We start from the raw sequence: 12,116 nt of genomic DNA, 5'->3' as shown, positions 1-12,116 counted from the left end.
AAACCGTCAGCTGTTCCAGTGGAGGATGGCGGGGGAGCCTCGTTCCCAGCCCAGGGTTGAGAGGGTTGCGGTGTTGAGGACGAAGTGGCGGCCTTCGGTGACGTCGAGCTCTAGCCAGCGGGCGGTGAGGCCGCGGAGGGCGTGGGAGTGACCGAAGACCAGGACATCTCCCGGTACGGCGGCGATGCGGGCGGCTACCCGGTCGAGCCGGGTGGTGAGTTGAGCCGGGGTTTCGCCGTGGGGTACCGGGTCGTCCCAGACTGTCCAGCCGGGGACGGTCTTGCGGATCTCCGCGGTGGTGATGCCTTCGTAGTCGCCGTAGTCCCACTCGACCAGGTCGTCGTCGACCTCGGCGTCGGGGAAGCCGGCGAGTTCCGCCGTACGCCGGGCGCGTTGTCGCGGTGAGGTCAGCACCAGGTCGAAGGACTCCCCTGCGAGCCGCTCCTTCAGGCCTGCCGCGACGCGCTCGCCCTCGGGCGTGAGTGGCAGGTCGGTGACGGACGTGTGCCGGCCCGACCTGCTCCACTCGGTCTCGCCGTGCCGGACCAGGAAGACCCGGTCCTCTCGCTCCTCTGTGGTCACGCCTGCATCCTCGCAGACAACGGTTCGACCGGCCGTGAGCCCTTGACCGTTTGAACGATACAAGGCAGGGTAACGAAACTGTAAGCGCTTCCACTTCCAGTCCCAGGAGGGTGCTCAGTGGCATCCGGACCCAGCGGCCGGCCGGCGACGATCTACGACGTCGCTGCCCTCGCGAAGCTGTCGATAGCGACGGTTTCGCGTGTCCTGCAAGGGACTGGACCGGTTTCGGCGAAGGCACGGGCGCGGGTCGACCAGGCGGCGCAGGAGCTCAACTACGTACCGCTACGCGCCGCCCGCAGCCTCGCCGTACAAAGGCATGAGGCGCACGGTCTGGTGCTGCCCGACCTGGCCGGTCCGTTCTACGGCGACCTGCTGATGGGGTACGAGCGCTGGGCCGGCGAACACGGTCAGAGTGTCGTCATCACCGTCACGCACAGCAATCCCGAGCCGCGACGGACCGTGATGGACCTGGCCGGCCGCGTCGACGGGATCGTTGTCCACGGCAACGCTCTCGACCTGCCGACGATCGAGGGGCTGCGCAAGGCCGGCGTACCGCTGGTGCTGATCGCGCATCCACCGGTCCGGGGATGCGACTCGGTCCGCAGCGAGAGCGCGACAAGTGCCGAGCAGCTCACCACCCGCCTGCTTGACCACGGTCGCCGCAACCTGCACTTCGTCGGCGATCCGGCCAGCTCGTACGACGTTTCCGAGCGGTACGCCGGTTTTGCGAAAGCACTCCAGCGTCGCCGGATCGAGGTGCCGAAGCCGGTCCAGGTCCCGTTGACCGAGGAAGCCGGTCGGCAGGCTGCCGAAAAGGTGCTCCAGGCAATTACCCGCTCGCCCGAAGCGCCGGACGGTCTGGTGTGTGCGAATGACGAGTTGGCGTTGGCCGCGTTGAACACCTTTACCAGCAACAGCATTCGAGTGCCGGACGAGATCGTCGTGACGGGCTGGGACGACGTGATGGCGGCGCGGTACGTGTCGCCGGGGCTGACGACCGTACGCCAGCCGATGACCGACTTGGGACGGGTGGCCGCAGAGCGGCTGCACGAGCGTGTGACCGGGGCACGGACCCGGGCACGGAACGACGTACTGGCAACAGAAGTAGTGCTGCGGGACAGCTGCGGCACGAACCGGGGGACCGAGTGAGGAGACAGCACATGTTCACCCACAGCATCCGCCGCCGACTGGTGATCGGCAGCGCTGCACTCACTGCCACCGCGCTCGCGGTGGCAGGGTGTGGCCGATCGGCGGACTCCCCCAGCGGCGGGGCTCAGGCGACGACCACGGTCAGCCAAGGACCGGCCACCGGCAACCTGACCGTCTGGGCGATGGGCACCGAGGGCGAGAACCTGCCCAAGCTGATCGATCAGTTCAAACAGGCCAACCCGGGCGTGAACGTGACTGTCACGCCGATCCCGTGGGACGCCGCGCACAACAAGTTCACCACCGCGATCACCGCGAACTCGGTGCCGGACGCCGCGATGGTCGGCACCACCTGGATGGGTGAGTTCGCCGACCTCGGCGCGCTCGACCCGACGCCGCAGGGGTTCGACAACTCCGGCTTCTACCCGGGCGCGCTCGACACGACGAAGGTCGCCGGGACGCAGTACGGCGTTCCGTGGTACGTCGAGACCCGGTTGGTGTTCTATCGCAAGGATCTCGCCGCCAAAGCCGGCTTCAGCACTCCCCCGACGGACTGGGACGGGCTGAAGGCGATGGCGAAGGCGATGAAGGACAAGGCCGGCGCGAAGTATGGGATCAACCTGCAGCCGGGTGGCGAGGGCTCCTGGCAGACGGTGATGCCGTTCGCCTGGTCGGCCGGGGCGAACATCACCGGTGACGACCAGAAGTCGTTCACTTTCGACACGCCGGAGATGCAGGAGGGGCTGAAGTACTACCAGAGCTTCTTCACGGAGAAGCTGGCCGGCACCGACCTGCCGCCGAACCAGACCGAGGCGCAGTTCGTCAGCGGCCAGGTGCCGATGTTCATCTCCGGGCCGTGGATGGCGGGTTCGGTGGCGAAGGCCGGCGGGGCCGCGATCAAGCCGAACATCGGCGTCTTCCAGCTGCCGAAGAACAAGACCGCGACGTCGTTCGTCGGTGGGTCGGACTTCGTGGTGTTCAAGGCGTCGAAGAACAAGGACAGCGCCTGGAAGCTGGTCAAGTGGCTGTCGGATGCGAAGACGCAGGCGTCGTGGTTCAAGATGTCGTCCGACCTGCCCGCGGTGAAGAGCGCCTGGCAGGACCCGAGCATCGCGTCCGACCCGCTGCTGCCGGTCTTCGGCAAGCAGCTCGACGACGCCAAGGCGCCGCCGGCGATCGTGAACTGGGAACAGGTCGCGTCCGCCTTCGACACCGAAGTCGAGAAGATGGCCAAGACCGGCCAGTCCCCCGCCGATACAGCCAAAGCAATCCAGACCAAGGCAACAGCCATCGGCACGGGCGGTAGCTGATCCCGATGGTGCAAAAGACAGCACCCGGCGAGGCGTTGCGCGCCTCGCCGGGAGGGGACAGCGTTCCCGCGGCAGTCGGCGGACGGGCGCCCCGGCGGGGCGGTCAGCTCAACCGCCAGACTGCGGCTGCTTGGGTGCTCATCCTGCCGTTCGTTGTTCTCTTCCTCGCGTTTACGGCTGGGCCGGTGCTTGGGTCGTTGGGGATGAGTTTTACCGACATGCGGCAGCGGGATCTGCGGACGCCGTTCGCGGTGAACGGTGTCGGGTTCGACAACTACATCAAGGCGTTGTCGGACGAGACCTTTCAGAAGGCTGCCTTCAACACGGCGTACTTCGTCATCCTCGGCGTACCGCTGACGCTGGTCGTCGCACTGGGCGCGGCCGTATTGCTGGACCGGGGTGTGAAGAGGTTCCAGGCCCTGTTCAAGGTCGGCTACTACCTCCCTGTGGTGACGTCGATCGTCGCGATCGCGGTGATCTGGCGGTTCGTGCTGGCGCCTGACTCCGGTCTGCTGAACACCGTGCTCGGCTGGGTCGGCATCGACGGACCCAACTGGCTGGCGTCGAAGACCTGGGCGATGCCGTCGCTGATCGCGATGGCGGTCTGGCGGAACTTCGGCTCCGCGATGATCATCTTCCTGGCCGGGCTGCAGGGCATCCCGCAGTCGGTCGAGGAGGCCGGTCAGATCGACGGTGCGGGCCCATGGCAACGATTCCGTCATCTGATCCTGCCGTTGCTCCGGCCAACGATCCTGTTCACCAGCGTGACCACGGGAATCGGCTACCTGCAGTTCTTCGAGGAGCCGTTCGTGATGACCCAGGGCGGGCCGTTGAACAGCACGATCTCGGTCTCGATGTACACCTACGACCAGTTCGGCTTCGGCAACTACGGACTGGCCACGTCGATGGCGTACATCCTGTTCGTCGTCATCGCGGTGATCACGTTCATCCAGTTCCGGCTGCTGAGGGAGAAGTGATGCGCCGCACCTGGTGGATCTACCTGATCGGAGTGCTCGGCCTGATCGCCGTCGCTGCGCCGTTCCTGTGGATGGTGCTCGGCAGCTTCAAGACCCAGGGCGAACTGCTCCGGGTCCCGCCGACCTGGTGGCCGCAGGACGCGACCAGCCAGAACTACAACGACCTGTTCAGCAAGGCCAACTTCCCGCGCTACTTCCTCAACTCCGCGCTGGTCGCGCTGGCCGTGACCGCCGGCAACCTGATCTTCTGCTCGATGATCGGCTACGCGCTGGCCAAGCTCCGGTTCAAGGGCCGCAACGCGCTCTTCGTGCTGGTGATGGCCACTCTCATGATCCCGGGCATGGTCACGTTCGTCCCGCTGTTCGTCCTGGTCACCAACGCCGGGCTGGCGAACTCGTACCCCGGCCTGATCCTGCCGTTCCTGGTCTCGCCGTTCGGCGTGTTCCTGATGCGGCAGTTCTTCCTCGGGCTGCCGGACGACCTGATGGACGCCGGCCGCGTCGACGGCACCAGCGAGCTGGGCATCTTCGCCCGGATCATGCTGCCGCTGACCCGGCCCGCGCTCGCGACCCTCGGCATCCTCACCTTCCTCGGCTCCTGGAACAACTTCCTCTGGCCGCTGGTGATCGCCCAGACCGAGGACAAGTACACCCTCCCCGTCGCCCTGGCGCTGTACTCGACCGGCCAGAACGCGCAGAACTACGGCCTGCTGATGGCCGGCGCGGTCGTGGTCGTGCTGCCGGTGCTGGTGATGTTCCTGGTCTTCCAGCGCCACGTCACCAAGGGCATCGCAATTACCGGACTCAAATAGGAGACATTGATGACCGCCAACATCAGTCGCCGCACGCTATTAGCCGCCTCCGGCGCTGCAACCTTGATCGGCACCGCCACCCCAGCCTTCGGTGGCGCGCCTTCGCCGGCTCAACTTCTGAAGGGCAACTGGAGTCCCAGCAAGGCCGACCGCGCGCTGGTGGGGCGCTGGGCCCGCGACACCTGGCGCAGCATCGTCGCGATGACCGACGAGCACACCGGTCTGCCCGCCGACAACATCGGCGACTCCGTGACCAGCCCGGTCCGCAGCAACTACACCTCCCCCACCAACATCGGCGGCTACCTGTGGAGCACGGTCGTCGCCAAGCACCTCGGCATCATCTCGCCGCAGGAGTCGCTGCGCCGGCTCACGCAGACGCTCACCACGATGAAGAACGCCGTACACCACCAGCCGAGCGGTATGTACTTCAACTGGTACGACGAAGCCACCGGCGAGGTGCGGTACGTCGACCCTGACGGCACCAAGCCGATCACGCCGTTCGTGTCGAGCGTCGACAACGCCTGGTTCGCGTGCGCGCTCATGGTGGTCCGCAACGCCGAGCCGCGCGCCCGGGCCCTGGCCGACTCGTTGCTCGGCCGGATGAACTTCAAGTTCTACTACAACCCCGACGCCCGCCCCGGCGGCCTGATGCGCGGCGGCTTCTTCGAGACCCCGCCGCCGGACGAGGAGACCGACAAGGGCAACCACGCCGGCGTCGGCCCGGACGTCTACTACCGCAAGTTCCACTACGACACCTGCAACACCGAGGCCCGGATCGCCGGCTACATGGGGTTCGCGCTCAACCAGGTCCCGCACACGCAGTACTTCGCGACGTACCGGACCTTCCCGGACACCTGCGACTGGTCCTGGGTCGAGCAGAAGCCGAAGGGCGTGCACCGGACGTACCTCGGCCTCGACGTCTTCGAAGGCACCTACTCCTACCGCGGGATGCGGATCGTGCCGTCGTGGGGCGGCGACATGTTCGAGTCGCTGATGCCCGACCTGTTCATCCCGGAAGCGACCTGGGCGCCACGCAGCTGGGGCATCAACCACCCACTCACGGTCCGCGCGCAGATCGAGCACGGCCTGGACGACGCGCGCTACGGCTACTGGGGTTTCTCGCCGGCATCGAACCCCAAGGGCGGGTACTCCGTCTACGGCGTCGAGCCGCTCGGGATGGACCCGACCGGCTACCCGTCCGACCTCGAGGGCACCAACTACGACGGCGGATTCGAGGGCTGCCGGGAGGGCACCAACCCGAACCCGGCGTACGGCGACGGCGTGGTCACGCCGCACGCGGCGTTCCTGGCGATGTCGTACGCACCGCGGCAGGCGATCGACAACCTGCGCAAGATCGAGAAGAACCTGCACGCGTACGGCGGTGGCGGTTTCTACGACTCGGTCGCGGTGAAGTCCGGGCTGATCGCGAAGCGGTACCTGTCCCTCGACCAGGCCATGGTGATGGGTGCCATCGGCAACGTGTTCGGCAACGACCTGATCCGGCGGAACTTCGCGAGCCGGACGGTCGAACAAAGGATCCGGCCGCTGATCGCGATGGAGCAGTTCGAATCCGGCCTCGAGTAGGAGATTTGCAGATGCAGAACGACGCCAAGACCGACTGGGACGGGCGGATCGCGCTCCGCAGCGACGAGGAGCGCGAGTTCGACTTCCCGGACCTCGATCCGCCGAAGGAGGTCTCGGCGGTCGGTGGCGTGGGTCAGGTGACGATCGACTGGTCGCCGGTGGACGGCGCGGCCGGGTACCTGATCCTCCGCGGCACCGGCGAGCGCGGTCCGCTGGAGCCGGTCGACCATCACAGCGGAGACGTTCTGTCCGTCCCGGCCCCGCCGTACGTCGACACCACGATCACGCCGGGAACGCCGTACCGCTATGCCGTCGCGAGCGTGCCCGAGGTGACCGTGCACGGCCGGCCGAGCCACCCGGTCGGCGCCGTACCGTTGGTCCCTGGCGAAGCTAGCCCGCGGGTCACGGCGACCGTCGATGTGGTTGCTGAGGGCATCGAGTTGCCGCGGCCCTGGGAGCCGATGGTTGGCAGCGAGCGGCTGAGCCAGTTGCTCTGCAAGGACCGCACCGGCGGGCACGAGATCGGTTCCGAACTCGAGGACGCGCTGCGCCGGATGCACGACGAGATCAGCGTACGCACGGTCCGCGCGCACGCCATCTTCCACGACGACACGCACGTGATCAGCGGGTCCGGGTACGACTTCTCGGTCGTGGACGCGATCTACGACAAGCTGCTCTCGATCGGGCTGCGGCCGGTGGTCGAGCTCGGCTTCATGCCGCGTGAGCTGGCGAGCGATCCCACGAAGACTGTCTTCGAGTACGGCGCGATCATCTCGCCGCCGGCGTCGTACCAGGACTGGCACGATCTCGTCCGCGCCCTGGTCCAGCACCTGGTCGACCGGTACGGCCTCGATGAGGTGCTGACCTGGGACTTCGAGGTCTGGAACGAGGCGAACCTCGAGGTCTTCTGGTCCGGCACCAAGGCCGAATGGCTCCAGCTGTACGACGTATCCGTGGCGGCCGTGAAGTCCGTCGATCCGCGCCTCCAGGTCGGCGGCCCATCGTCCGCCGCAGCCGGCTGGGTCGATGACTTACTCGCCCACGCCAAACGGCTTGGTACGCCGGTCGATTTCGTGTCGACGCACACCTACGGTTCGCCGCCGCTCGACGTCCGGGCGTCGCTGGAGCGGCACGGTTTCGGCGACGCGCGGGTGCTGTGGACGGAGTGGGGCGTGACGCCGACCCACTTCAACCCGATCAACGACTCGGTGTTCTCCGGCGTGTTCCTGCTCCGCGGGATGCGGTCCGCGGCCGGGCGGATCGACGCGCTCTCGTACTGGGTCGCGTCGGATCACTTCGAGGAACTCGGCCGGCCGCCGCGGTTGCTGCACGGTGGGTTCGGGCTGCAAACCGTTGGTGGGTTGGCGAAACCGCGGTACCACGCGATGACGCTGCTGAGCCGGCTCGGTCCGGTCGAGCTGCCGGTGAACCTCACCGGTGACGGTGGCGGCAGCCTGGTCGAGGCGTGGGCATCGCGCGATCGCGACCGGATCGCCGTACTGCTGTGGAATCTGACTCTCGACCAGACCAAGGCCGCAGGCGCATCCGAGCTGACCAGGACAGTCCAGGTCCAGCTGCCTGGCGTGGATCCGTCCTGGGAAGCGAAGGCCACCACGCTGGCCATCGGCGCAGGCGACATCGCCGAGGCCGCAGTGGGTCTCGGCGACTGGCCGTCCGATGCCGAGCTCGCCGAGTTGGCCGAGCGCAGCCGGATGGTCAGTACTCCACTGGAGTTGCACGACGGAGCGGTCGAACTTTCCCTCCCGATGCCTTCCGCAGTTCTTCTGGAGCTGACTCCTCGTCGAGATTGACCGCCTCCTGGAGCCACCGCTCCACGCCGGCGATGTGCACCGTCGCCCAGGACCTGGCCACCTCGGACTGACGATTCTCGATCGCATCGAGAATCGCCCGATGTTCGGCCACGGTCCGGGCGACGGCGTCGGTCTGGGTCATCCCCCGCCAGATCCGGGCCCGGTACGTCGGTTGCCGCAGACTGTCGATGATCGAGGCCAGCGCCCGGTTGCCGCTGCCGAGCGCGACCAGCCGATGGAACTCCACGTCGCTGGCGAGCAGGTCCTCGACCGACGGCTCCGGACCGAGCTCGTCGAGAAGCTTGCGCACGGCAACGATGTCCTCGTCGGCCATCCGGAGCGCCGCCCGGGCCGCCGCGGCCGGCTCGAGAATTCGCCGTACCTCGAAGAACTCCAGCACGGAAGCGTCCTGGTGCAGGTCGAGGACGAAACCCATCGTCTCCATCAGCAGCGCCGGGTCGAGGCTGGTGACGAACGTGCCGTCGCCCTGCCGGACCTCGAGCACGCGGATCAGCGCGAGCGCCTTCACCGCCTCGCGCAGTGAGCTCCGGGACAGGCCGAGCCGCGCGGCCAGGTCGGCCTCGCGCGGCAACCGGTCGCCCGGCCGCAGCTCGCCGGTGACGATCATCTGCTTGATCCGGTCGATCGCTTCGTCGGTGACGCGCATCGCCTCACCTCCTGAACTCTGCTGAGACATCCGATGTTTCAGCACGATACATCGGATGTCTAGGGCTGAATTGCCGGTTTAGGTCGTGAAATATGGCTCCGAAGTGTTGACCGGCGCAAAGACTACCGACTATAGATCGGATGAATAGCACATCCCCTGGAGGTCAGCGATGAAAGCAACACCAGTGCGGGCACGCCGCTGGGCAACCGCCACCCTGTCGGTGCTGGCGCTGACAGCTGTGGCCGCTTGCGGGGGCGGCAACAGCGGCGGTAGCAGTAGCTCCGGCTCAGCAGACAAGGCCGATCTGACCTGGTCGTTCTGGATCGCCGGCACCGAGGACCAGGCCGCCTGGCAGAAGGTCGCTGACCAGGCGCACACCGATCACTCCGGCATCACCGTCAAACTCCAGGGCGCCCCCTGGGACAGCTACTGGTCGAAGATCGGGACCACGCTGGCCGGCGGCAAGTCGCCGTGCATCGTCGGCATGCAGAGTCTGCGGCTGGCGTCGTACGCCGGCGCGATGATGCCGTTGGACGACCTGATGAAGAAGTACGGCATGAAGGCCGAGGACTTCGACAAGCCGATCATGGACGGCCTGAAGGTGGACGGGAAACAGATCGCGATCCCGTACGACTCCGGCCCGATGGTGATCTTCTACAACAAGGACATGTTCAAGGCCGCCGGCGTACCGGATCCGAAGCCGGGCTGGACGATGGACGAGTTCAAGGCGGCGGCGAAGAAGCTGACGGCGGCAGGGAAGAGCGGCCTGGTGACGACCCCTGGCGACCTGGGCGTGACATCCTGGGTGCGGACCATGACCGGGGCCGAACCGCTTGCCGACGGCAAGCTCAACTTCACCGACCCGAAGTTCCAGCAGGGCTTCTCGCAGTACGCCGACTTCGTCCGCACCGACAAGATCGCCCCGCAGGTGCCGGGCGGTAACCCCGACTTCGAGACCCAGCAGTTCACCGGCGGCAAGGCGGCGATGCAGCTGAACGGGCCGTGGTCGCTGATCGACACCAAGGGCAAGGTCAAGTTCGACCTCGGCATCGCGCCGATCCCGGCCGGTCCGGACGGTTCCAAGACCTACACCGCCGGCTCCGGCTTCGGCATCGCCAGGTCCTGCAAGACGCCGGACGCGGCCTTCCAGGCGATCATGTCGATGACGAGTGTGAAGCCGCTGACCACGCTGGCCGAGGCAGGCCGCGCATACCCGTCCCGCACGGTGGCGCACCCGGCCTGGTTCACCGCCGCCGGGATCGACGGCGCGAAGGAGACGATCGACTACGCCTCCGAGCACTCGATCCCGCTGGTCACCTCGAAGAACTGGGTCCAGGTCGCCGACCTGCTCAACCGGTTCGGAACGCAGGCGCTGAACGGCGAGATCCCGCCGGACCAGGCGCTGAAGACCATCCAGGACCAGGCAGGCGCAGGCTCGTAATGGCTGCTCTCAACACAACGGTTGCCCCGACCGGTACGCCGCCTGACCGCGGCGTCCGGGCGGGGCGCCGGCCCGCGTTGCGCCGGGACGGGCGGTACGCCTCGATCTTCCTGGCTCCGAGCCTGGTCGGACTGGCGCTGTTCACGCTGTTCCCGACCGCGATGGCGCTGGGCATCAGCCTGTTCGACTGGCCGGTGTTCGGGGACCGCGCGTTCCGCGGCTTCGGCAACTACTCGCACCTGCTGCACGACCCGGTGTTCCGCCGGGTGGTGCTGAACACCGTGCTGTTCGTGGTGCTCTACGTCCCGCTGAACGTGATCGTCTCGCTCGGGCTCGCGGTCTGGCTCGGGCCGCAGATCAGGGGACGGCAGGTGTTCCGGGTGCTGTTCTTCATCCCGGTGATGACGCCGATGGTGGCCAACGTGATGGTCTGGCGGCTGCTGTTCCAGCCTGGTGGGCTGATCGACGGCGGCCTGCAGAGCTGGTTCGGCATCGACGCACCCAACTTCCTCGGCTCGTCGAACTGGGCGATGCCGGCGATCGTGGCGATGTCGATCTGGCAGGGCTTCGGCTACAACTTCCTGGTCTTCTCGGCCGCGATCGACCAGGTGCCGCAGTCGCAACTGGAGTCGGCGCAGATCGACGGCGCCGGGCCGCTGCAGCGGTTCCGCTACATCACCTGGCCGATGATCACCCCGTCGATGTTCTTCGCCACCACGCTGACGCTGATCACCTCGTTCCAGGTGTTCGCACAGCCGTTCATCCTGACCCAGGGCGGGCCCGGCGTGGCCACTCAGACCATCGTCATGTACGTCTACAACCAGGGCTGGCAGTTCCTCCAGATGGGCCTGGCGTCGGCGGCCGGCTGGGTGCTGTTCGTGATCATCATGGGCATCACGGCGATCCAGTTCGTCGGGCAGAAGCGGTGGGTGAACTATGACATCTGAGACCAACACCGCCGCCCGCAAAGTCCGCAGCGGCGTCTCGCACACGCTGCTGATCATCGTGGCGATCGTCTTCCTCGGTCCTTTGGTGTACGCCGTTTCGACGTCGCTGAAGCCCGCCGACGAGGTGTTCACTCCGGCCCCGCATCTGTTCGGTTCCGAGATCCGCTGGAAGAACTACGCGGACGCGTTCACGTTCGCGCCGTTCGACCGGTACTTCCTGAACAGCCTGCTCGTGGCGGTCGCGGGCACCCTGGTGGTGGTCGTTGCCTCCAGCATGTCGGCGTACGCCTTCGCGCGGTTGAAGTTCAGGGGCCGGGAGCAACTGTTCGTGCTGTTCCTCGGCACGCTGATGGTGCCGCAGGAAGTGCTGATCGTGCCGATGTACTGGCTGATGCAGTCGCTCGGCTGGGTGGACAGCTACTGGGCGTTGATCCTGCCGTGGGCGTTCACCGCGTTCGGCACCTTCCTGCTGAGACAGTTCTTCCTGACCGTCCCGGCCGAGCTCGAGGAAGCGGCCCGGGTGGACGGCTGCGGCCCGTTCCGGTCGTTCCTGCGGATCATGTTGCCGCTCGCCCGACCGGCCATCGCCGTACTGACCGTCTTCACCTTCATCAGTTTCTGGGGCAGCTTCCTGTGGCCGTTGATCATCATCAACAGCGTCGAGGACAAGGGCACCGTCCCGCTCGGCCTGGCGCAGTTCGTCGGCCAGCAGGGCACCCAGTGGAACCTGATGATGGCGGCGTCGATCATGGCGATGATCCCGACCGTGCTGCTCGTCGTACTGCTGCAGAAACACCTTGTCCGCGGCCTGCTCGTCACCGGGCTGGGCGGCCGCTAAA

The 12,116-nt window shown here is 66.8% G+C and carries 11 protein-coding genes; 9 read left to right on the top strand and 2 right to left on the bottom strand.

Annotation, left to right across the window (positions count from 1 at the left end; translation table 11 throughout):
- Positions 1-6: 6 nt before the first annotated feature.
- Positions 7-582, bottom strand: coding sequence for a histidine phosphatase family protein (locus tag EV650_RS29525; RefSeq protein ID WP_134122232.1), 576 nt, complete (start codon positions 580-582; stop codon positions 7-9).
- 117 nt (positions 583-699) lie between these two features.
- On the opposite strand from EV650_RS29525, the gene EV650_RS29520 reads away from it, so the two are divergent.
- From EV650_RS29520 to EV650_RS29495, 6 genes are read left to right on the top strand one after another with little or no spacing between them, the layout of a single operon-like run.
- A complete protein-coding gene (locus EV650_RS29520) occupies positions 700-1,731 on the top strand; it encodes a LacI family DNA-binding transcriptional regulator (RefSeq protein ID WP_134122231.1) in 1,032 nt (343 codons plus the stop codon).
- An 11-nt stretch (positions 1,732-1,742) separates the two neighbouring features.
- On the top strand, positions 1,743-3,038 hold the full coding sequence (locus EV650_RS29515) for a sugar ABC transporter substrate-binding protein (RefSeq protein WP_134122230.1): 1,296 nt from the start codon (positions 1,743-1,745) through the stop codon (positions 3,036-3,038).
- A 5-nt stretch (positions 3,039-3,043) separates the two neighbouring features.
- The gene (locus tag EV650_RS29510) at positions 3,044-4,015 is read left to right on the top strand and encodes a carbohydrate ABC transporter permease (protein WP_238174519.1); all 972 of its coding nucleotides are present in this window, start codon (positions 3,044-3,046) and stop codon (positions 4,013-4,015) included.
- The gene (locus EV650_RS29505) at positions 4,015-4,827 is read left to right on the top strand and encodes a carbohydrate ABC transporter permease (protein ID WP_134122229.1); all 813 of its coding nucleotides are present in this window, start codon (positions 4,015-4,017) and stop codon (positions 4,825-4,827) included. The genes EV650_RS29510 and EV650_RS29505 overlap by 1 nt, the downstream gene beginning before the upstream one ends.
- A 9-nt stretch (positions 4,828-4,836) precedes the next feature.
- The gene (locus EV650_RS29500) at positions 4,837-6,411 is read left to right on the top strand and encodes a glucoamylase family protein (protein WP_134122228.1); all 1,575 of its coding nucleotides are present in this window, start codon (positions 4,837-4,839) and stop codon (positions 6,409-6,411) included.
- Between the two features lie 11 nt (positions 6,412-6,422).
- Positions 6,423-8,222: a GH39 family glycosyl hydrolase gene (locus EV650_RS29495; RefSeq protein ID WP_134122227.1), complete on the top strand. Its 1,800-nt coding sequence runs from the start codon at positions 6,423-6,425 to the stop codon at positions 8,220-8,222.
- On the opposite strand, the gene EV650_RS29490 is transcribed toward EV650_RS29495, so the two are convergent.
- A complete protein-coding gene (locus EV650_RS29490; RefSeq protein ID WP_134122226.1) occupies positions 8,128-8,889 on the bottom strand; it encodes a FadR/GntR family transcriptional regulator in 762 nt (253 codons plus the stop codon). The two genes, EV650_RS29495 and EV650_RS29490, sit on opposite strands and share 95 nt — an antisense overlap.
- A gap of 169 nt (positions 8,890-9,058) precedes the next feature.
- Here EV650_RS29490 and EV650_RS29485 point away from each other — a divergent pair, with 169 nt between their 5' ends.
- The 3 genes from EV650_RS29485 to EV650_RS29475 are packed head-to-tail and all read left to right on the top strand — an operon-like array spanning position 9,059 to position 12,115.
- Entirely contained in the window at positions 9,059-10,330 is a 1,272-nt protein-coding gene (locus EV650_RS29485) for an ABC transporter substrate-binding protein (RefSeq protein WP_134122225.1), read from the top strand.
- Positions 10,330-11,277, top strand: a complete 948-nt coding sequence (locus EV650_RS29480) for a carbohydrate ABC transporter permease (RefSeq protein WP_134122224.1) — start codon at positions 10,330-10,332, stop codon at positions 11,275-11,277. Before EV650_RS29485 ends, EV650_RS29480 begins: the two co-directional genes overlap by 1 nt.
- Positions 11,267-12,115 carry a carbohydrate ABC transporter permease gene (locus EV650_RS29475; protein WP_134122223.1) on the top strand — a complete coding sequence of 283 codons (849 nt, stop codon included), beginning with the start codon at positions 11,267-11,269 and terminating at the stop codon, positions 12,113-12,115. The genes EV650_RS29480 and EV650_RS29475 overlap by 11 nt, the downstream gene beginning before the upstream one ends.
- Position 12,116: the final 1 nt, after the last annotated feature.

The sequence above is a fragment of the Kribbella kalugense genome, assembly GCF_004365875.1.
Taxonomy (GTDB): Bacteria; Actinomycetota; Actinomycetes; order Propionibacteriales; family Kribbellaceae; genus Kribbella; species Kribbella kalugense.
The sequence above is the reverse complement of the archived record's forward strand: the minus strand, read 5'-3'. Positions and strand labels throughout refer to the sequence as shown.

Excerpts from the sequence above, each read along its gene's own strand:
- EV650_RS29495 (WP_134122227.1), top strand. The coding sequence starts at position 6,423 with ATGCAGAACGACGCCAAGACCGACTGGGACGGGCGGATCGCGCTCCGC.
- EV650_RS29485 (WP_134122225.1), top strand. The coding sequence starts at position 9,059 with ATGAAAGCAACACCAGTGCGGGCACGCCGCTGGGCAACCGCCACCCTG.
- EV650_RS29475 (WP_134122223.1), top strand. The coding sequence starts at position 11,267 with ATGACATCTGAGACCAACACCGCCGCCCGCAAAGTCCGCAGCGGCGTC.
- EV650_RS29480 (WP_134122224.1), top strand. The coding sequence starts at position 10,330 with ATGGCTGCTCTCAACACAACGGTTGCCCCGACCGGTACGCCGCCTGAC.
- EV650_RS29490 (WP_134122226.1), bottom strand. The coding sequence starts at position 8,889 with ATGCGCGTCACCGACGAAGCGATCGACCGGATCAAGCAGATGATCGTC.
- EV650_RS29505 (WP_134122229.1), top strand. The coding sequence starts at position 4,015 with ATGCGCCGCACCTGGTGGATCTACCTGATCGGAGTGCTCGGCCTGATC.
- EV650_RS29500 (WP_134122228.1), top strand. The coding sequence starts at position 4,837 with ATGACCGCCAACATCAGTCGCCGCACGCTATTAGCCGCCTCCGGCGCT.
- EV650_RS29515 (WP_134122230.1), top strand. The coding sequence starts at position 1,743 with ATGTTCACCCACAGCATCCGCCGCCGACTGGTGATCGGCAGCGCTGCA.
- EV650_RS29510 (WP_238174519.1), top strand. The coding sequence starts at position 3,044 with ATGGTGCAAAAGACAGCACCCGGCGAGGCGTTGCGCGCCTCGCCGGGA.